Below are 20,616 nucleotides of genomic sequence, written 5' to 3'. Positions count from 1 at the left end.
CACTGCCGGGGGATATACCCTCGGCAGTATTTCGCCTAAACCATGGCTAAGAAAAACCTTAATCCACATTTGAATCCTGAAAGTTTCAGGGATACACTCGCTACGGTCAAAGAAGACGGGAAACGAAATTGGGTGTACCCCAAAAAAGTCAAAGGGTTCTTTTTCAGATATCGAACCTACCTGTCTTGGATTTTGCTAGTGATTTTATTTGCTGGTCCATTTATCCAAGTTAACGGCAGGCCATATATGCTTTTCAATATCTTTGAGCGAAAGTTCATCATTTTCGGTGCTGCTTTCTGGCCTCAGGATACTCTCCTTTTACTTTTTCTTTTGTTGATTTTCTTTTTGTTTGTGATCCTATTCACTGTGGTATTTGGAAGAGTTTGGTGTGGCTGGGCCTGTCCTCAGACGCTTTTCATGGAGATGGTTTTTCGGAAGATCGAATATGCAATCGAAGGAGATGCTAATCAGCAGCGAACTTTGTATGAATCACCTTGGACAGGAGAGAAAATCTGGAAAAAGAGTTTGAAAATCGGCGTTTTCACCATGATTTCCTTGATGATTGGCCATTTGGTGATGGCCTACTTGATTGGAATTGATCAGGTAAAAGAGATTGTCACCAAGCCTCCCACTGAAAATATGGCTGGATTTATTGGCTTGGTCGCCTTTTCCGGGATTTTCATGTTTGTGTTTTCTTGGTTTAGGGAGCAGGCTTGCCTTGTAGTTTGTCCTTACGGACGACTTCAAGGAGTGCTCCTAGATGATAACAGCATCAATGTCTTATATGACTATGTGCGAGGAGAACCCCGAACTCCTATCCGGAAAAATGAAGTCGCAGCTGCTCCAAAGGGCGATTGTATTGACTGTGGACTTTGTGTTCAGGTCTGCCCGACTGGAATTGATATTCGAAATGGTACCCAAATGGAATGTGTCAGTTGTACGGCATGCATCGATGCCTGTGATGAGGTGATGATCAAAGTTGACAGACCTGTCGGTTTGATTCGCTATGCTTCCGAAAACAGCATCAAGCAAGGCTTTCAAAAGCTATGGACGGGTAGGGTCAAAGGGTACACTGTCGTTCTTTTGGTTCTGATTGCTGCCTTCATTGCGTTGATTGCTACTCGCGAAGATTTGGAAGGTACGATCACCCGTTTTCCCGGTATGACATATCAGCAGCGTGAAGCGGGTATGGTGTCCAATCTTTATAACATCACCCTGATTAACAAAACATTTGAACCGCAAAAGGTCGACATCAAGGCACTGGCTGAAGGAATGGAAGTAGAGATTGTCGGAGCTACAGAATGGGTTTTGGAGCCTCAGACCAAGTTTGAGGGACGCTTTTTTTTGGTACGAAATCAATCAGCCGTAAAAATACCACAAGAAAAAATCATGCTTCAACTCTTGAACCGAGGAGAAGAATTTGACAAGATACAAACAAACTTTATGGCACCTGTAGGTGCTGTTAAATAACAAAACTATGGATTGGGGAAAAGGAATATTATTGACCATTATTGCCTTCGTTGGCTTTATATTGACTCTGGTGATTATCTCAGTAAGGCAGGATGACATCCATTTGGTCACAGAGAATTATTATGAAAAAGAAATCAAATACCAAGACCAGATCGACCGAGAGACATCTGCGGCTGGTTTGGATCGGGAAGTTTTGGTTTTTGATTTTCAATCCAAATCGATGGTATTAGATCTTCCGGTAGGTGCAAAGGGGAACTTGCAGCTTTTCCGTCCTTCTGATGCAAGATTGGATCAGGAGGTTTCACTAGAAATTCTTGAGGAAGGAAAAACTACCGTGCCACTTGAGAAATTAAAATCAGGATACTGGAGAGTTCAGCTGACATGGACTGAAAATGGTGTAGATTTTTATCAGGAAAAGAAAATTAATCTGTAATGCTTTGGACGGCTTTGGTTTTGGGATTTCTAGGTTCATTCCATTGCATTGGAATGTGCGGACCTATTGCCTTGGCTGTCGGAGGAAATAAAGGACAAACTTTCCTTTGGAATAAAATCATCTATAATCTTGGACGAAGTTTAACCTATGCCTTGCTTGGACTGGTGATTGGAAGCCTCGGTTTTTCACTTTCTTTGGCTGGAGTTCAGCAGGGTGTTTCCATCGCTATGGGACTTTTGGTGGTTTTGCTTTCGATTAGTTATAAAAAAGCGGACAAATTTTTGACCATTCCGGCACTTTCAGGAGTAGTCAGTTGGATAAAAAGTCATCTAGCAAAATACCTCAAGTCAGGAAGTAAATTCGCATTTTTCTCCACAGGATTAGTCAACGGACTTCTTCCCTGCGGTATGGTCTATATGGCTTTGGTGGTAGCGATGGGGATGCAAAGCCCAATATTGGGAGCATCCTACATGTTCTTTTTCGGACTGGGTACGATTCCGATGTTGTTGGGGTTGATGATATCAGGAAGTCTTTTACCTGCTATTCGTCGCCAACAATTCCAAAAAGCGATTCCTTATCTGGGGATTTTAATCGGCATTTTGATGGTGGTTCGAGGACTTGGACTCGGAATCCCAAGATTTAGTCCGGAGTTAGCAGTGTTTGATTACGGCACACAACAGGTGGAAATTACCATGTGCCATTGAGTAAACCCGAAATATGCATTAGCAATTCTACGCCACGGCGCACAAGTTATTGCGGTCTTTAATTGCTTCAAAATCATACACTCCATTGCTGTTTTCGACTTCTCCATAGCGGTGCTATGCATCAGTCGCCAAACAGCCTGATTTTTTTGCAATTAAAGGCCTCATCACGAAACCTAATGCATAATCCGGGTTAGATCGATTTACTGAAAGTCATTTTTTTGGCTTTGGAAGAAATCATCCTTAAATCAAACTGAGCGCAAATATTCCGTTTTATTGCCATTCCTTCTGGAGAAACTGAAAGACTCAATCCTTCTCTGATAATTAATCCTTCATCTTCCATCTCGAATATTGCCTGCATGCTTTCGTAGGGTAATTTCTCCCAAATTAAAAGAGGAACATCAGTCTCTCCTTTGCATATCAAATTCAGTATCAATTCCCTAGTCAACCGATCCTCTTCGGTCTGAATATGACCTTTGGTGATTGGAAGACTGTTTCCTTTCAGAATTTGCTCGTAGGCTTCGATATTTTTTTCGTTTTGGGCATATCCCAATCCGATATCACTGATGCTACTAGCACCCAAGCCAATCAGCATCTCTGAGGGGGATGTTGTGTATCCCATGAAGTTGCGGTGGAGATTTCCTGAGCTTTTGGCTATGCAAAGTGGATCATCGGGTAAGGCGAAGTGATCCATTCCGATTTCTTCGTATCCCATCTCAAGCAGCATTTCTTTTCCATACTCATACAGCCCCCTTTTTTCTTGCTCATTTGGCAGCGAGTTTTCGAAGCTTTTTTGAGCTGGAAAGGCAGAAGGTAAATGCGCATAGCTGTAAAATGCAATACGGTCCGGTCTCAATTCTGAAACCTTGTCAAAAGTCTCCCTCAGTGTTTTCAAGTTTTGATGAGGAAGACCGTAGATCAAATCAAAATTCACAGAACTGTAGCCGAGTTTTCTCGCATTTTCTGTCGCCTCTTTGACTTTCTCAAAAGGCTGAATGCGGTGAATTGCTTTTTGGACAGTGAGATCAAAATCCTGGATTCCATAACTTACCCTGTCAAAACCCAATTGAGCCAATTCTTGTAAATGCTCAAAAGTGGTATTATTGGGATGACCCTCAAAGCTGAATTCATGCTCAGGTAGTACTTCAGCAGATTTCAGGATTTTTGAAATCAGAAGTTTTAGGTTTTGAGGAGAGAAAAAAGTGGGAGTTCCACCCCCAAGGTGAATTCCTGCAATTTTTGGTATTCCTTCGAATAATCCAAGGTAATGCGACCATTCTCTGAATATTGCCTCCAAATAGGGGTCCTCCAAATGATGATTTTTGGTGATTCGCTTCGTACAGCCACAGTAGGTGCAGAGGCTTTCGCAGAAAGGTAGATGAATGTACAGGGTGAGACCCTCTTTTTCTCCGATTAAATGAAAAGCTTTTCTTACTAGATTTTCCCAATTCTTGGTATTGATCCTTCCATCCCAAAGCGGAACGGTGGGATAGGAAGTGTATCGAGGGACTGGGTGATTATATTTTTGGATTAGCTCGGGTGAAAGCGCCATGGTTTTTTATTTTGGTCAAAGATCATGGTTTGTTCTAGTTGTTTTGGTGACCGAAATGATATCGAAAACTGACTTTTATCAGTATATTTTCCATCTAGCCTTATTTGAATAATTCATTTTAAATTCCGGAGGTTTATTTCTAAATTTTGTCCTTAGATTTCTACGAATGACTAGTGGGTTAAAGAAAATCGGGTTTTTCAGTGCGTTAATTTTACCTGCATTGCTTGTCTTAGGATATTACTTAGGAGGATCAAATCTCTGGTTGATTCATGGATTTGTTTTTGTGTTTGTTCCTCTGATGGATTTTTTGGTGAGAAGAGATACTTCCAATGTTACAAGAGATTCAATCACCAAAGTCAGCAAAGAATATTTTTATAAGTTCGTTACTTTTCTATGGGTGTATGTTCAGCTTTCAGTTTTGGTTTGGGGATTCTATGTGGTAAGTAGTGCCGATTTTGGATTATGGGAGTGGCTTGCTTTTACTTCAGGAACAGCCTTGGTGACTGGTGGAATCGGGATCACAGTTGCTCATGAATTAGGTCATAAATCAGAGAAAATCCAGCTAGTCTATGCTCAGATTCTTTTAATGACAGTCTCATACATGCATTTTTTCATAGAGCACAATCGAGGACATCACGTCTGGGTGGCAACTCAGGAAGATCCTGCAACCAGCCGCTTTGGGGAAAATTTCTATGCTTTTTGGATTAGATCTGTAAAAGATGGATATGCCAGCGCTTGGGAATTGGAAAAAAATCGTCTTGCCAAAAATGGACTTTCACCTTGGTCGCTGAAAAATCAAATGGTGTGGTATCAGCTATTGCCTTTTGCATTCGTAGGAATAGCATTTCTTGCCTTCTCATTTTTCCAAAATCGATGGGTATGGGAGGTTCCAGCATTTTTCTTTGGGCAGAGCATTCTCGCCTTTACGCTGTTGGAAGCAGTGAATTACTTAGAGCATTATGGCATGGAAAGAAAGAAGCTTGCCACCGGATTTTATGAAAAAGTCACTCCTTTACACTCCTGGAATGCGAGTCAAACCGTAAGTAATTTCCTTTTATTCCAGTTACAACGACACTCTGATCATCATGCGTTTGCTTTCAAACCCTATCAAATATTGAATCATTACGACGAAAGCCCACAACTTCCGGCAGGATACTCCGCAATGATTTTGGTTGCTTTTTTTCCGCCGCTATGGTTTGCAATGATGAATCCACGACTGGAAAAATGGAAACAGATGCAGTTGTCCTGACTAATCCAGCAAGAAATTATTGAAAAAGGTGCTTTTCAGACCAAGCCAAACTAGGAAAAACAGCATCGCCCAAAAGAGGTAAATCCGATAGTAATCTGAAGTTTCCTTGTACCGATTTTCCTGAATTTCCGCTTTTTCCAAGGTGTCTATGCGATCAAAAATCTGCTGTAGGGTATTACTATCGGCAGCTCGGTAAAATTCCCCATTTCCGATTCGGGCGATTTCCCGAAGGGTAGTCTCATCGAGATAGCTCTCCACCATTTGTGGTCTTCCAAAAAAATCGGTGCCGTATGGCACCAAGCCATCTTTACCCACTGCAACTGTGTAGATTTTAATATCAAATGCTGACGCAAGTTGGGCAGCAAAAAGCGGGTCGACATTTCCCGCATTGCTTTCCCCATCAGATAATAATATCATCACTTTAGAGGGAATTTCACTGTCTTTCAATCTGTTGGTCCCCGCAGCAATTGCTGAACCTATAGCTGTCCCTTTGGGCTCAATCATATCAAAAGAGATGTCAGCGATCAATGAAGTTAAGAGCTCATAATCGTTGGTCAAGGGGGCCAAAGAATAAGCTTCTCCTGCAAAAATCACCATGCCAATCCGATCTCCGAATCTACCATTGATGAAATCGACAGCCGTTCTTTTGGCTGCTTCGAGCCGATTAGGCATAAAATCTTGCAAATCCATGGATTCTGAAATATCCAATACCATGAGGATGTCTATGCCTTCTGTAAACTGTTCAACACGCTCATTGCTACGTTGTGGACGGGCTAAAGCAATCACGATGGCAATCAGGGCAAGAAAGAAAAACCCGGTGGGAACTAAGCGAAGATAAGTCCAGGGATTTCCTCTTGTTATCCGCTTTGGTAACGAAAGTTCCAATACAGGATTTTTGAGAAATTTGATTCCTTTCCGAAGCAGAATCAGCAGCGGAATCATCCAAAGCAAATTGAATAGGATTGGATTTTCCCATTCAAAGGTTTTGAATGTTTCGGGGAGAAACCAGTACCAATCAAAAAACTCAGCGAGTTGCTCTCTCATTTCCGATCAGGTTTAGTTTTTCTTGATACTTTATTTTAGCCACTTCCAAGAGATAGTTTGTAGCTTCTTCTGTTTTAGCTTCTTTGCCGGCATAGATGATCATGTCGATCGATCTGAGTGCTTTGAATATTTCATTATCCTCCAAGGCTTCTGAAATCTCACTGGAGGTCCATTCCTGAAAAGGCATGTCTGTGATGCTTTCCAAGTATCCCTTCCAAAGACCAACTACCTCATCTGCTAATTCCAAAGCGGGATTTTGAGCTAAAAGGACAGTGAGTTTTTTCCATTTTCGCTCAAACTGAATCCACCTGAGTTTCTCACGATTTCTTTTGAAAAGTGCTTTGATTTGCTTCGCAAAAAGCAGGGCAAATCCACCAAAAAAGACAATTATTCCACCAGTAATCAATACAGCCAAAAGCCAATTGAAAGTTGTTTTGATGGGTTGATATACATTGTTTTCCTGAAAGACAGGCTGCTCAGGAATGGAATCAAGCATTAATTTCAACTTGAGTTCTGCCTCATTGGAGAAGAAAGTAAGGCTGTCATATCGGCTTATTTGATAAACTGGCAAAGAAAGAAATACGCTTGGATCAAGCGAAAAATTGGAAACGTAGTAAATGGCACTATCCAAAGTTTCCCCTTCTCGAGTTTGCGAGATAAAGGTTTTCTTTTCGAGTAGGATCAAAGGGGAAAAATCATAAGCAGAATCCGGAAATATCAATTGGGTGGATTCAGGGTGTCGAGCTTTCAAGACAAACCCTACTCGCTCGCCCAATTTGGCTGAATCCTGCATGAAATAGCCTTCAACCTGTACAGACTGAGCAAATGATGAGAAGCTCAGCAGAAGTAATGAGAGAAAAATACCGATTTTAACCACGCTTCATTCGTTTGTTTCGGTACTTGAATAGGTCAATCAATGGCCCGACAATATCCTGAGAGGTATCGATTGCCAAATAATTGATCTGATTTTTCTTGCAGATATCTTTCAAATATTCCCGTTCGGTAGTGAAGCTTTCAGCTATTTTTTTCGAAAAACTTCCAAATGCAGTATTAACCCAAGTGGTTTTTCCTAGCTCCTTGTCATAGATAGGAATGATACCCAGTGAGGGCAAAGCTGATTCCCTGGGGTCTGTAAGTTGTATAGCCACTACATCATGCCGCTCTGCCAAAGCCCTAAATGATCTTTCATAATCCTGATCCAAGAAATCAGAGATAATAATGATGATGCTCCTCTTTTTAATCAAATTAAGTGCAAAGGTGAACATCCCATTGAGGTTTGTTTTCAGACTTTTATTTTGATGATCAAAAATTCCTCGGATGACTTTGACGCCTTGCTTACTTCCTTTTGATGGAAGAATTAGTTTTTCTTGTTCGTCAGAATAAGAAATTAACCCAATCTGACTTCCCTCATACACTGCTGCCAATGTCAAAACTCCCGCAATCAGTTTGCCTTGATCTATTTTCTTGTTTCCTTGCTGTCCGATATCCTGACTGCCAGAGATATCCAAAAGAAAATAAACAGATTGTTCTTTGTCCTCCCGAAACGTTTTCACAAACGTTCCGTGTCCTTTGGCAGAGACTTTCCATTCTATCGTTCGGATGTCATCTCCGTATTGATAGGGTCTTAAGTCGTCAAATTCAAGACCAGAACCTTTGAAAAGTGATTGGTATTCTCCTTGAAGGTGGTTGTTGGCCACCTTTCTGATCATAATTTCGTATTTCCTAAGCTTACTGAACAGCTGATCCATGAGGGAGATTTGAACTGGCTAAGTTAAAGTCTTGAACTGAATTATAAAATTTGAGTTAGCTAAACGGTCAGGTCATTATCAGTTAAAAAAACCTAATTTTAATCCGTGAAACGAATTCTTGCTCTCTTTCTTTTTTCTTCCATCCTCGTCTCCTGCGATCTCAACCGTGTTCCGGCTGGTATTTTGCCAGAAGATATGATGGTCAATGTGCTGATTGATATTCAATTGACCGAGGGAATGGTCAGTGCAATTCCGATCTCCTATGATTCCTCTCAGGTTCTTTACAATTTATTGGAGAAAGATGTTTTTATAAAACATGGAGTCGAAGATTCAGTTTTCATCAATAGTATGCTATTCTATCTGGAAGACGCCCGAAAAATGGACAAAATCTACGCAAGAGTGATTGACTCGCTTGTGGTAAGAGAATCTGTTCCAGGAAAAAAAGAAGATTTATTCTAATGCTCTACCCCTCCAATCTCGATCAAAAAATCAATTTCGTCAAAATAAAAGATTTGTTGAAGGCAGAATGTACTTCATCACTTGGACAAGACTATGTGGAAAAGGTTTCTTTTTCCTCTGATTTCAATCTTGTCCAACGTTTGCTGGATCAGACTGAGGAGTTTAGACAAATTCTCATTGCTGGAGACGTTTTTCCAAGTTCTAATTTCACCAATCTCAACCCATTCCTGGAAAAAGCCAAGCTCGAAGGGGCTTTTTTGGATCAGGAAGAATTCTATGAGGTGAAACTTGCATTACAAACCCTTCGTGGGTGTGTGACCTTTTTTCAAAATCACGGAGAAAAATATCCCACGCTAAGTGCACTTCTGGGGTTACTGCTTGATCTGGATATGAATCTGCTCAAGGCGATCGATCTGATCATCGATGAGAAAGGTAAAATCCGAAGTAATGCCAGTAAGGAATTGCAATTGATCCGAACTCAACTACTCTATGAAGAGGGGAGACTGCGAAAGGTGATGGAGCGGATTTTTAAAGATGCTCGAGCCAAAGGACTTACGCCTGAAGATGCTTCGATGACTATTCGCGGAGGTAGGATGGTGATTCCCGTTGCTGCTGAAAATAAGCGAAAACTGAGGGGCTTTATTCATGATGAATCAGCCACTGGTCAAACTGTCTTCATGGAGCCGGAGGAAGCCTTGGACATCAATAATGAAATTCGTGACCTCGAATACATGGAGCGTCGGGAGATTATCAAGATTTTGACCCGTCTGACGGATCAGTTAAGACCGGCCATTCCAGCATTGAGAAAAGCCACCAACTTTCTGGGCATGATGGACTTCATTCGTGCCAAAGCGAAATTTGCTCAAAAAACAGAAAGCTGTAAACCTGAAATCGTCAAAGAACGAATTTTGAATTGGACAAGAGCAAGGCATCCTATTTTGGAAATGTCGCTGAAAGCTCAGGGGAAGAAGATTGTCCCTATCGACATCAAGCTTGGAGGTCATGAGCGGCTTCTGGTTATTTCAGGCCCAAATGCCGGTGGTAAATCTGTGACATTGAAAACAGTCGCCTTGCTCCAATATATGCTTCAGTGTGGGTTGCTGATTCCCGTTCACCCCGACTCCAAAAGTTCGCTGTTTGATAATTTTTTTATCGACATCGGAGATGAGCAAAGTCTGGAAAATGACCTGAGTACCTATAGTTCACACTTGATGAGCATGAAGCACTTCACTCAGTTTGCCAATAAAAAGACCATTCTTTTCATTGACGAATTTGGAACAGGAACGGAACCTCAGTTTGGTGGGGCAATTGCTGAATCGATTTTACTCTCCTTGAATAAACTCGGTGCTTTTGGAGTCTTGACGACGCACTATGGCAATCTGAAGCAGATAGCCAATAAAAATCAAGGCTTAGTCAATGGAGCGATGCGCTACGATGTGGATCGATTGGAGCCGATCTATCAGTTGGAAATCGGGAAACCAGGTTCATCATTTGCATTGGAAATCGCTTCTAAGATTGGTCTATCAAAAGAAATATTAGCTTATGCCAAAGCAAACATTGGAGAGGAGCGCGTGAGATATGACCGGCTTTTGACCCAACTGGAGAATGAAAAAAATCAATATTCTGGTTTGCTGATTGAGGTCAAAGAAAAAGAGAAACTGCTTCAGAGTAGGCTGAAAGAATACAATCAGTTGAAAGAAACGCTGGAATTGACCAAAAGGAAATATATCCAAGAGGCAAAGCAGGAAGCAAAGTCTTTACTCGATCAGACAAATAAGAAGATTGAAGCTACCATTCGCGAGATTCGTGAGGGAAATGCGGAGAAGGAAATCACAAAGCAAGTTCGTCAGGAACTTGAAGAGTTTAAGAAAGAAGTCAGGCCAGAAAAGACGGTAGTGAAGGATCCGGAAATTTTGGTAGTTGGAGGAAAGATCGAGAATGGGGATTGGGTGAGGCTTAAGGATAACGGAGCAGTAGCTCAGGTGATAGCCATCAAAAATAAAGATGTCGAAATAAGCATTGGAGATTTAAAGTCAAATGTAAAACTTTCACGTCTCGAAAAAATTTCAAAAACAGAAGTAAAAAAAGAGCAGAAGGCACTATCACAGCGGGGAAGTTATACAAACACTAAGATGATGGACTATTCTCCTAATCTTGATTTGAGAGGAAAAAGGGGAGAAGAAATTTTATCACTGATTCAGACCTTTATCGATGAAGGCCACATGCTGGGAATCAAAAATCTAAGAATAGTGCACGGTAAGGGTGACGGAATCTTGAGAGAGATTAGTCGCAACCTGCTCAGATCAATGCCACCAGTCAGTAAAATGGAGGATGAGCATGCAGATCGTGGGGGGGCAGGAGTTACATTGGTGACTTTGAAATAAAAAAGGGAACCTCAAGGCTCCCTTTTTTATTTCAGTCTTCGATGATTGAGGGATTATTTTTTAATCAAATCAAATACATAATCCCCTGCGATAGCGAATGTGCCATTGATTCGTGCTCCGGGCATGGGGATAGTAAAGACCAACTTCAGATTAGTCCCTGTTTGGGTGAATGACATTTCTCTACCTGCAGCAGGCTTGGTTCCTGTCAGGGTAATTTTGTCAAAGTTTGTTCCTGCAAAGGACCAGTTACCAGTTAGATCAAAAAGGTCATTATTGCTTCTGGTCGTATATGTTTTGGCGGAACCAGAATTAAGAATGAGCTCAAAATTAGGATAAACATTTGTCACATCTGTACCACCTCTCGTTACTTTTCCTCCTCCAGCAATTCCCCAAACTTGAGTGCCAGTTCCGGTCAAGGCCTCTGTTGCAATTTGTTCAGGGGTTTTTGGAGGTGTAGGAGCAGGTTTATCGCCACAAGCTTGAAACCCCACAAAAATCAAAGCTGCCAATGCTACTTTCAATAATTTTAAATTCATATAATTTCATTTTATCGGTGTAAAATTAAAGATATCGCCAATAGTTCAAAGTTAAAATCTCTACTTAAAATCTTCCAAGACTACCTTTTGTTTACAAAACTCATATTCTCGAGGCTCGTTGGAGCAAACAATCATAATTCTGTCTTTTTGGAAAGTGGTTATCAGGTCTAAATACCAGGCAATTCCTTTACGGTCTAGGTTGGAGGTAGGTTCGTCTAAAAGAATGAGAGGGACATCTGAAAAAAGAGCAATTCCTAACTTCAGCCTTTGTTTCATCCCCGAAGAAAACTGGGAAACTGGTTTTGATGCATGTTGGTCGAGGTAAAGGATTTCTATGAGTTCTTTTGGCTGAATTTTATTGAGTTGCCTTTTAAACTTAAAGTGGAATTTGATCAGTTCTTCCAGGCTAAATTCCTCGGGCAGTTCGAGGTAAGGTGCAGAAATGGCAAGAAGTTGATACCATTCTGATTCGGGAATTAGTGTTCCATCAGATTCAAATTTTATATTTCCTGATGAAAAAGGAATTACACCGGATATGCATTTGAGCAAAGTTGATTTTCCTGATCCATTCCCTCCAGTGATTGCAAGCGAATCTCCCTGATTGAGTTCTAGGTTGAGATTTTTGAAAATCCATTCGTATTGAAACCGCTTGGAAGCTTCTTGCAATTGGATTTTGAACATATCAATTGATGTAGCCTTTCATTACACCTCTTTCTGAAGATCTGATAAAGTTCAGTATTTCGTCTCGCTCCTTAGTGGCAGGAAGGTTAACTTCGATTTCCTCCAAAGCTCGGCTGTTATTGAGGCTATTTAGAAAAAGGAAACGATACACTTCCTGAATATGGGCGATGGATTCACTTGAAAAACCTCTTCTTCTTAATCCCAAAGAATTGACACCGGCATAGGAAAGTGGCTCTCTTGCAGCTTTAGTAAAAGGGGGAACATCTTTTCGAACCAAGGATCCTCCCGAGATCATGGCGTGCATCCCAACCTTGACAAACTGATGAACAGCACTTGATCCACCAATTATTGCCCAATCATCAATCGAAACATGTCCTGCGATCTGAACAGAATTGGCTATAATAACATTACTTCCAATCACGCAATCATGTGCAACATGCACATAAGCCATCAAGAGGCAATTGCTGCCAATGACTGTTGTCTGTTTATCAACGGTGCCTCGGCTGATTGTCACACATTCGCGTATAGTCGTATTGTCCCCGATAACCACTGTAGAATCTTCGCCTTGAAACTTCAAGTCCTGAGGAACTCCAGCGATTACAGCTCCTGGAAAAACTCTACAGTTTTTACCAATTCTTGCACCTGGATAAATCGTTACATTAGACCCGATCCAAGAATTCTCTCCAATGATTACATCTTGATGGATCATTGTAAATGGGTCTATCTGAACGTTGCTCCCCAATTTGGCACTGGGGTCAATGGATGACATGGGGCTTATCATGATTCTTTTCGAGTTATACTGGCAGTCATCACAGCCTCGCAGACTAGCGTGTTTCCCACATAGGCCTCGCCTTTCATTTTTGCTATCCCTCTGCGGATCGGTGCCAAAAGTTCACATTTAAAAACTAAAGTATCGCCGGGCAATACCATTTTTCTGAATTTGCAATTTTCTATTCCAAGAAAATAAGTCCAATAATTCTCAGGATCATCTACTGTACTTAATACCAAAATACCTCCTGTCTGGGCCATAGCTTCTACTTGAAGTACTCCGGGCATCACAGGGTTGCCGGGAAAATGACCCATGAAGAATGGCTCATTCATCGTCACATTCTTCACTCCTGCCACCACGTTTTCATCGAGATAGATGATTTTATCGATCAACTGAAATGGATACCGATGCGGCAGGATATTGCTAATCTGATTGATATCCATCACTGGAGGAAGCTTAGGGTCGTAATGTGGGATATGAGATGCCCCAGCTTTTTCCATGGCACGTTTTAGTTTTTTTGCAAAAGCAACATTAGCAGCGTGTCCTGGACGGGCAGCAAGAATCTGAGCTTTGAGTGGTCTTCCTACCAAAGCCAAATCACCCACTACATCTAAAAGTTTATGACGAGCGGGTTCGTTTCGATATCGCAGGTCTACATTGTTTAGTATGCCTTCTTTTTTTACCTCGACCGACTGCTTATTGAACATCTTTGCCAGATTGGCTAATTCGGCCTTTTCCACCACACGATCCACCACCACGATCGCATTGTTTAAATCTCCGCCTTTGATCAAGTTAGAGTTATACAGCATCTCCAATTCATGAAGGAAACAGAAGGTTCTGCAAGAAGCTATTTCTGTCCTGAATTGGCTAATATCTGTGATTGAAGCGTGCTGGCTGCCTAATACAGGGGAGTTGTAATCCACCATTACTGTAACCCGATAATTATCAGTCGGCAAAGCCACCATTTCTACTTCACGGGCTACGTCTTTGTATTGAATGCTTTCCTGTACTTCAAAAAATCTTCTTAGTGCGTTTTGCTCTTGAAATCCAGCATTTTCCAAAACTTCAATGAACTGAATCGATGAGCCATCCATGATTGGAGGTTCTGGACCATCAAGTTGGATAAGTACATTGTCGATTTCAAGACCTACCAAAGCAGCTAAAACATGCTCTACGGTGTATACTCTTGCTCCGTTTTGCTCTAAGGTTGTACCACGAGAAACATCCACCACCAAGTCACAATCAGCATCGATTGTAGGGCGTCCTTCGAGGTCGATTCGTTGGAATTTTATACCGTGATTAGGTGGGGCAGGTACAAATGTCATATTGGATACTACTCCTGTATGCAATCCTACCCCAGATAGTTCCACCTGTTTGAGAATGGTGTGTTGTTTTACCTTCATGTGCTATTTCCTTTCGGAATTTTAGGGCAGCAAAATTAACCCTTTTTTTCCAGTTCGCGGATTCGCTTTTCAAGCCCATCCAGATTTTTGAAGAGTGCGTAGGATTTTAAGAAATCCTTCATATCCATGGACATGTATCCAAAATGGGTTTCCCCAGATTTTTTAATGGATTTGCTTATTCCAGTATTCGCTCCGATGGTCGTATAGTCTGCTATCTTTAAATGACCGACAATTCCGGCTTTACCAGCGATAACACAGTTTTTACCGATTGTAGTTGATCCGGAAATCCCCGTTTGGGCGGCAATCACTGTATTTTCTCCAATTTCTACATTATGTGCTATCTGTACTTGATTATCTATTTTAGTTCCTTTGCGTAGGATTGTCGAACCCATCGTTGCCCGATCTACCGTTGTATTTGAACCTATGCTTACATCGTTTTCTAAAATTACATTTCCAATTTGAGGAATAGCTTTATAGGTTCCATCTGACTGTGGAGCAAATCCGAATCCGTCAGCACCGATCACAGCACCTGGGAATATTTCGCAGTTGTTTCCGATCAACGTATCAGAGCAGATTTTTACCCCTGCATGGATGATACAATTATCGCCCATTTTCACATTGTCGCCTATATAAGATTGAGGATGGATTTTCACATTATGACCCAGATGGCAATTTTTTCCAATATAAGAGAAAGCTCCTCGGTAATGATTCTCACCAATAGTACTGGTGGAATGCATGAAATTGGGTTCCTCCACCCCTACTAGCATTGCCTTGGTAAATTGAGCATAGGCTTCAAGGAGCTTGGTAAATCCCAAATAGGCATCCTTAACCCGAAGAAGCGTAGTTTTTAGAGGTTTTGTTGGAACAAAATTTTCTGAGACAATCACTGCTGTTGAGGCGGTTTCATAAAGAAATGGCTCATACTTTTCGTTGGCCAAAAAACTTATTCCACCTATCTTACCTTCTTGGATTTTATCGAGACGGGTTACTTTTTGGCTTTCATCTCCTTCTACTTTTCCTTCTAAAAGTGCGGCTAATTGGCCCAATGTAAATTCCATATACAGCAAACGGATTTATTTAGACAAAATTAAGTTTTTAGCTTTACATATGTAGTGTTTCTCCACGATCTTACTCATTACTTTGATATTCGGTAAGTCAGCGGCTTGAGCTACATCCATCACTTTTCCTTTTTTGGTAAGAATATTTATCCGATCCGTGGCTAAATACCCGTAGTTGCTGACTTTTCCCGAACAAAAGAAATAATCGATATCTTTTTCAGGAATTTGAAGTTTTTTTATCGTTTTATCTCGCATTTCTTCAATTTCTGTGATAGAGATGGGTTCATTTACCAAATTTATTTTGAATAGATTTCGGGTCAGAAACATTTGTGAAATATTTCGAAGCACATAATCATCCTGACTTTTCCATAGTTTGATCGCTCCCCAAATATCAAAATCATCCAAACTCAAAAAACTTTCAAGAATAGTTCTGTCTTTTTGGAAATCTTCGAGCACAAAATCATTCTTCAAGAAATATTCAAACTCATCTGTTACTGTAAGTTTATACCCTGCCTGAGCTAAGTGCTTTGCTCGCTGGATGAGATTGATGAGCATTTTTTCAGCGCTTACCGTTGTCTTGTGGAGGTAAACTTGCCAGTACATCAATCTTCTGGCACTAAGAAAATTTTCGATGGAATAAATTCCCTTTTCTTCGATTACCAATTGCCCGTCTTTGACTGCCATCATTTTAATGATCCGATCTGCACCGATTGTTCCCTCTGATACCCCAGTAAAGTAGCAGTCCCGTTGGAGGTAGTCTAAGCGATCAATATCCAATTGGCTGGATACTAGTTGATTTAAGAATTTTCGATCATATTGATTCTTAAAAATACATAAAGCAAGGTCCAATTGGCCACCTAATTGATTGTTTAAGAGTTTGATAGTAAGGAGTGAAAGTTCCTCGTGAGGAATTCCCTTGAGGAGGCTGTATTCTAATGCATGTGAAAAAGGCCCATGTCCAATGTCGTGAAGTAAAATTGCAATGAGGGCTGCTTCATATTCTTGATCGGAAATATCCGTCCCTTTATTTCGTAGATTGTCTAAAGTTATGCTCATTAGGTGCATAGCTCCAATGGCATGATGAAATCGGGTGTGAAGTGCTCCGGGATAAACATAGTCTGTCAAACCCAACTGCTTGATTCGGCGTAACCTTTGGAAATAAGGATGGTCTATGATCGTGAAAATTAATTCACTCGGAATTGTAATGAATCCATAAACAGGATCATTCAAAATTTTCTGGCTTTTCAATCAGCGCTGATTTGATTGACTCAAAAGTAATTATAATTTTAAAAGAAAGGGAAACCCACATGTCTCAAAAATCCTCAATTCTCTGGGCCGATGATGAAATCGATCTTCTAAAGCCCCATATTCTTTTTTTGGAACAAAAAGGTTATGAAATCACCACAGTTAATTCGGGTGTGGATGCAATCGAACAAGTAGAAGAAGGAAATTTCGACGTTATTTTTCTCGATGAGATGATGCCGGGAATGACGGGCCTGGAAACACTCCAGCAAATCAAACAAATTAAGCCGCAGATTCCGGTGGTGATGATCACTAAAAGTGAAGAGGAACACATCATGGACGATGCGATAGGGGGGAAGATTGCCGACTATTTGATCAAACCACTCAACCCAAGTCAAATCTGGCTTTCAGTGAAGAAAATTCTGCAGAATAAGCAATTGATTGATTCCAAGACGACTCAAAGTTATCAGCAGGAATTCATGCAGATCTCCATGGCCTTAGGTGATGCAGAGGATTATCAGGATTGGGCGGAACTCTATCGGAAGTTGACTTTCTGGGAATTGCAGATTGACTCGACGGAAAATAAGAATATGTTGGAGGTATTAGAAAACCAAAAGTCCGAGGCCAACTCTTCCTTTGCTCGTTTTATCAAGGAAAATTACCTGGATTGGATGTCTGAAAAAAATCCGGACAAGCCACTCCTTTCACATCAGGTTTTGAAGGAAAAAGTGTTTCCGCTGTTAAAAGAAAAGAAACCTTTGTTTTTGATCGTGATTGATAACTTACGGTTGGATCAATGGGAAGATTTAGAGCATTTGCTGAATCCTTATTTCAATGTTTCGGAAAAAAGTACTTACTACAGCATTTTACCAACTACCACAGCTTTTGCAAGAAATGCACTTTTTAGTGGAATGATGCCAATGGATATGGCACGTTTTTATCCATCACTATGGGAAGATGAAGATTCAGATGAGGGGAAAAATAAATTTGAAGAAGACTGGATTAGAATCAACTTGGATAAAAACCGCCTCCCAATAAAATTTACCTATAATAAGATTATTCAGACACAGCAAGGAAAGGCAGTTCTAGATCAATTTCACACATTTCTCCGGAATGATCTCAATATTTTGGTGTACAATTTTGTCGATATGGTTTCCCATGCACGTACAGATATGAAAATGATCCGAGAATTGGCTCCAGATGAGTCGGCCTATCGTTCACTCACACGTAGTTGGTTTGAGCACTCATCACTTTTTGATCTTTTCAAAAAAATCCAAAATGCAGGTGCAGATGTAATTGTCACCACAGACCATGGGACGAAAAGAGTGAATAAACCTTATCGAATCATTGGTGACAAAAATGTGACTACCAACTTGAGATACAAGCAGGGGAAAAATCTGAATTTTGAGCATGGAAAAGTTTTTGAGATCAAAAAACCCGAAGATGCCAAGCTGCCCAGATTGAATGTTTCTTCTTCCTATGTGTTTGCAGTGGAGGACTATTTTTTCGCTTATCCCAACAACTATAATTATTATGTCAATTATTACAAAGATACATTTCAGCACGGAGGTATATCTTTGGAGGAAATGATCGTGCCCATTGTGCACTTGACATCCAAACGATAAAAACCCTTGATTACCATTCAATACCGACTCGAACAGATTGAAGATGCCGCCCTTCAGATTATTGCCTTTGCAGGCGATGAAAAAATATGGGTATTTCAAGGCCAAATGGGGGCTGGAAAGACTACTTTGATCAAAGCACTTTCAAAAAAAATGGAAGTGCTTGATCAGGTTAGTAGTCCTACCTTTGGAATTGTAAATGAATACGATCGCAAATCGGGTTTAAAGATCTACCATTTTGACTTTTATAGATTAGATCAACCTGCAGAGGCTTTGGATATCGGGATAGAAGAGTATTTTTATAGTGGTAATTATTGCTGGATAGAATGGGCTGAAAAAATCGAGGCTTATCTTCCGGATGAATTTCTCCTGATCAAGATTACCATCAATTCAAACCTAGACAGAACCATTACCCTTCAACACACCCAAGATGTCAACTGAATTAAGCGAGCTTACTGCTGTAATTACCAAAGAATCGCCTTTACAAGTAAAAAAAGGAGCAAAGCCGCTTCATGTTGGTATTCCTAAGGAGATTTCTACGCAAGAAAAAAGGGTAGTGCTGACTCCGGAGGCGGTTGGCCTGCTAAGTAATAATGACATTCAGGTGATCGTCGAAACAGGTGCTGGCTTGAGTGCAAAATTTAAGGATCAGGACTATTCTGATGCAGGTGCAAAGATTGCTTATTCTCGTAGCGAAGTGCTTTCTGCCGACGTGGTGCTTAAGGTTGACCCATTGACAATCGAGGAAATTGGGGAAATGTCTACCGGTTGTTGTTTGATTTCAGCTTTGCAGCTTGAAAAGCAGGATGCGGAATTTATAAAAGCACTCAATGACAAAAAGATTACTGCTGTAGCTTTTGAATATCTTGAAGATAAAGTAGGCGGCATGCCAGTGGTCAGAGCAATGTCCGAAATTGCAGGAAGTACGGTGTTACTCATTGCATCAGAATATCTGTCTAGTGTAAACGAGGGAAAAGGACTGATATTAGGAGGGGTAACAGGTGTGCCACCTACACAGGTGGTAATTATTGGAGCTGGTACTGTAGCTGAGTATGCAGCCAGAACTGCAATTGGATTGGGCGCAAACATTAAAGTATTTGATAACCATATCTACAAGCTCCGAAGAATCAAACAGCTGTTAGGTCAACAGATTTATACCTCAACTATTGATAATTTCAGTTTGGGACAAGCGTTGGCAGAAGCCGATGTGGTAATTGGGGCGCTTCGAGCCGAGAAGGGAAGAAACAAAATCGTAGTAACCGAAGAAATGGTGGCCAATATGATTCATGGCAGTATTATCATCGATGTGGGAATTGATCAGGGGGGGTGCATCGAAACAGCTCGAATGACAACACATGATGAACCTGTTTACTTGGTGCACGACATTATCCACTATTGCGTTCCAAATATTGCATCACGAGTGGCAAGGACTGCATCCTATTCCCTGAGCAATATTTTCACGCCACTTATTTTACAAATGGCGGATTTGGGAGGTGCTGAAGAAATGATTTTCAATTATAAGTGGTTCCTGAGGGGCGTTTACACTTACAGAGGAAGTCTCACCAATGCATTTTTGGCCCGAAAATTTGGATTAAATCACAAGGAATTGCAGCTTTTGTTGGCAGCTCGCTATTGATTAAGAAAGGAGGTTTTGGCGAAGCAGAAATTCAAGTTGTTCGTTTGCTTTAAGTAATGCCTCGGTGAGCCGCTCATTTTCTCTTCTTAATGCATAAACTTCAAATGCATTTTTGATCACAGTCCTAAGATAATCTTCCTCCCATGGTTTGGTGAGATAATGATACACTTGACCTTTATTGATCGCATCGATTACTGCTTGAATATCAGTGTAACCTGTAAGTAAAATCCGTATAGGTTTTGGGTAAGTTGGAATAATACTTTCCAAAAATTCAACTCCGGTTTTCTCAGGCATTCTTTGGTCTGTGATAATCAGATCTACTTCTTCTTTAGCTAGGAGATCTTCTCCTTCCTTTGCGGAAATCGCAAGAAAAATCTTGTAATCCCTCCGGAATGTTGCTTTGAAGGCCTGAAGATTATTCTCTTCATCGTCTACGTAAAGAATTTTAATTTTTTCTTCGGGCTGATTTTCCATCCAAGAGTTCTAAAAAAGGTTGATTAAGGCCTAGCAAATAATCTGATTTTACATTAAAAAACAAGTATTAAATCTAATTCAATTTAATTGATTGAATTGAAAGATACTTAATACCTTCTTTTATTTAAAAAAAGTTAGTGAATAATTTGACTTTA

20 protein-coding genes are annotated in these 20,616 nt (G+C 40.7%); 9 read left to right on the top strand and 11 right to left on the bottom strand.

Going from position 1 to position 20,616, the window contains the following annotated elements; translation table 11 throughout:
- Positions 1–42: 42 nt before the first annotated feature.
- The 3 genes from ccoG to ACK4HU_RS15465 are packed head-to-tail and all read left to right on the top strand — an operon-like array spanning position 43 to position 2,607.
- On the top strand, positions 43–1,470 hold the full coding sequence (gene ccoG, locus ACK4HU_RS15475; RefSeq protein ID WP_409808254.1) for a cytochrome c oxidase accessory protein CcoG: 1,428 nt from the start codon (positions 43–45) through the stop codon (positions 1,468–1,470).
- 7 nt (positions 1,471–1,477) lie between these two features.
- Complete coding sequence (locus tag ACK4HU_RS15470; RefSeq protein ID WP_409808252.1) at positions 1,478–1,903, top strand: FixH family protein; 426 nt, start codon at positions 1,478–1,480, stop codon at positions 1,901–1,903.
- Positions 1,903–2,607, top strand: coding sequence for a sulfite exporter TauE/SafE family protein (locus ACK4HU_RS15465; protein ID WP_409808250.1), 705 nt, complete (start codon positions 1,903–1,905; stop codon positions 2,605–2,607). Before ACK4HU_RS15470 ends, ACK4HU_RS15465 begins: the two co-directional genes overlap by 1 nt.
- 190 nt (positions 2,608–2,797) lie before the next feature.
- Here ACK4HU_RS15465 and hemN read toward each other — a convergent pair whose 3' ends face one another.
- Complete coding sequence (gene hemN / locus ACK4HU_RS15460) at positions 2,798–4,156, bottom strand: oxygen-independent coproporphyrinogen III oxidase (RefSeq protein ID WP_409808248.1); 1,359 nt, start codon at positions 4,154–4,156, stop codon at positions 2,798–2,800.
- Positions 4,157–4,322: 166 nt separating this feature from the next.
- On the opposite strand from hemN, the gene ACK4HU_RS15455 reads away from it, so the two are divergent.
- Complete coding sequence (locus ACK4HU_RS15455; protein ID WP_409808246.1) at positions 4,323–5,405, top strand: alkane 1-monooxygenase; 1,083 nt, start codon at positions 4,323–4,325, stop codon at positions 5,403–5,405.
- Here ACK4HU_RS15455 and ACK4HU_RS15450 read toward each other — a convergent pair whose 3' ends face one another.
- The 3 genes from ACK4HU_RS15450 to ACK4HU_RS15440 all read right to left on the bottom strand — a co-directional run bounded on the left by ACK4HU_RS15450 (position 5,406) and on the right by ACK4HU_RS15440 (position 8,197).
- The gene (locus tag ACK4HU_RS15450) at positions 5,406–6,449 is read right to left on the bottom strand and encodes a vWA domain-containing protein (RefSeq protein ID WP_409808245.1); all 1,044 of its coding nucleotides are present in this window, start codon (positions 6,447–6,449) and stop codon (positions 5,406–5,408) included.
- Complete coding sequence (locus tag ACK4HU_RS15445; protein ID WP_409808243.1) at positions 6,430–7,242, bottom strand: hypothetical protein; 813 nt, start codon at positions 7,240–7,242, stop codon at positions 6,430–6,432. Before ACK4HU_RS15445 ends, ACK4HU_RS15450 begins: the two co-directional genes overlap by 20 nt.
- A 76-nt stretch (positions 7,243–7,318) precedes the next feature.
- Positions 7,319–8,197, bottom strand: coding sequence for a DUF58 domain-containing protein (locus ACK4HU_RS15440; RefSeq protein WP_409808241.1), 879 nt, complete (start codon positions 8,195–8,197; stop codon positions 7,319–7,321).
- A 105-nt stretch (positions 8,198–8,302) separates the two neighbouring features.
- On the opposite strand from ACK4HU_RS15440, the gene ACK4HU_RS15435 reads away from it, so the two are divergent.
- On the top strand, positions 8,303–8,656 hold the full coding sequence (locus ACK4HU_RS15435; RefSeq protein WP_409808239.1) for a DUF4296 domain-containing protein: 354 nt from the start codon (positions 8,303–8,305) through the stop codon (positions 8,654–8,656).
- Positions 8,656–11,040 carry an endonuclease MutS2 gene (locus tag ACK4HU_RS15430; RefSeq protein WP_409808237.1) on the top strand — a complete coding sequence of 795 codons (2,385 nt, stop codon included), beginning with the start codon at positions 8,656–8,658 and terminating at the stop codon, positions 11,038–11,040. The genes ACK4HU_RS15435 and ACK4HU_RS15430 overlap by 1 nt, the downstream gene beginning before the upstream one ends.
- 53 nt (positions 11,041–11,093) lie before the next feature.
- Here the strand turns inward: ACK4HU_RS15430 and ACK4HU_RS15425 are convergent, their stop codons facing one another.
- Genes ACK4HU_RS15425 through ACK4HU_RS15400 form a run of 6 tightly spaced genes read right to left on the bottom strand, consistent with a single transcriptional unit; the run spans position 11,094 to position 16,735 of the window.
- Entirely contained in the window at positions 11,094–11,576 is a 483-nt protein-coding gene (locus ACK4HU_RS15425; protein ID WP_409808235.1) for a hypothetical protein, read from the bottom strand.
- Between the two features lie 60 nt (positions 11,577–11,636).
- Positions 11,637–12,257 (bottom strand): ATP-binding cassette domain-containing protein, encoded by a 621-nt coding sequence (locus ACK4HU_RS15420; RefSeq protein WP_409808233.1) that lies wholly within the window; start codon positions 12,255–12,257, stop codon positions 11,637–11,639.
- A 1-nt stretch (position 12,258) separates the two neighbouring features.
- Complete coding sequence (gene lpxA / locus ACK4HU_RS15415; protein WP_409808231.1) at positions 12,259–13,038, bottom strand: acyl-ACP--UDP-N-acetylglucosamine O-acyltransferase; 780 nt, start codon at positions 13,036–13,038, stop codon at positions 12,259–12,261.
- Positions 13,035–14,429: a bifunctional UDP-3-O-[3-hydroxymyristoyl] N-acetylglucosamine deacetylase/3-hydroxyacyl-ACP dehydratase gene (locus ACK4HU_RS15410; protein WP_409808230.1), complete on the bottom strand. Its 1,395-nt coding sequence runs from the start codon at positions 14,427–14,429 to the stop codon at positions 13,035–13,037. The genes lpxA and ACK4HU_RS15410 overlap by 4 nt, the downstream gene beginning before the upstream one ends.
- 35 nt (positions 14,430–14,464) lie before the next feature.
- Positions 14,465–15,487 carry a UDP-3-O-(3-hydroxymyristoyl)glucosamine N-acyltransferase gene (lpxD, locus tag ACK4HU_RS15405; protein ID WP_409808228.1) on the bottom strand — a complete coding sequence of 341 codons (1,023 nt, stop codon included), beginning with the start codon at positions 15,485–15,487 and terminating at the stop codon, positions 14,465–14,467.
- Between the two features lie 15 nt (positions 15,488–15,502).
- Positions 15,503–16,735, bottom strand: a complete 1,233-nt coding sequence (locus tag ACK4HU_RS15400) for an HD domain-containing protein (RefSeq protein WP_409808226.1) — start codon at positions 16,733–16,735, stop codon at positions 15,503–15,505.
- A 59-nt stretch (positions 16,736–16,794) separates the two neighbouring features.
- On the opposite strand from ACK4HU_RS15400, the gene ACK4HU_RS15395 reads away from it, so the two are divergent.
- From ACK4HU_RS15395 to ACK4HU_RS15385, 3 genes are read left to right on the top strand one after another with little or no spacing between them, the layout of a single operon-like run.
- Positions 16,795–18,354 (top strand): PglZ domain-containing protein, encoded by a 1,560-nt coding sequence (locus ACK4HU_RS15395; RefSeq protein ID WP_409808224.1) that lies wholly within the window; start codon positions 16,795–16,797, stop codon positions 18,352–18,354.
- Between the two features lie 6 nt (positions 18,355–18,360).
- Positions 18,361–18,792: a tRNA (adenosine(37)-N6)-threonylcarbamoyltransferase complex ATPase subunit type 1 TsaE gene (gene tsaE / locus ACK4HU_RS15390; protein ID WP_409808222.1), complete on the top strand. Its 432-nt coding sequence runs from the start codon at positions 18,361–18,363 to the stop codon at positions 18,790–18,792.
- A complete protein-coding gene (locus ACK4HU_RS15385) occupies positions 18,782–19,987 on the top strand; it encodes an alanine dehydrogenase (RefSeq protein WP_409808220.1) in 1,206 nt (401 codons plus the stop codon). Before tsaE ends, ACK4HU_RS15385 begins: the two co-directional genes overlap by 11 nt.
- On the opposite strand, the gene ACK4HU_RS15380 is transcribed toward ACK4HU_RS15385, so the two are convergent.
- Positions 19,988–20,461 (bottom strand): response regulator, encoded by a 474-nt coding sequence (locus ACK4HU_RS15380; protein ID WP_409808218.1) that lies wholly within the window; start codon positions 20,459–20,461, stop codon positions 19,988–19,990.
- Between the last annotated feature and the right edge of the window lie 155 nt (positions 20,462–20,616).

The organism is Algoriphagus sp. (assembly GCF_046296635.1).
Classification (GTDB): domain Bacteria; phylum Bacteroidota; class Bacteroidia; order Cytophagales; family Cyclobacteriaceae; genus Algoriphagus.
Note: the sequence above shows the minus strand (reverse complement) of the source record. Positions and strands in the feature narration are given on the sequence as shown.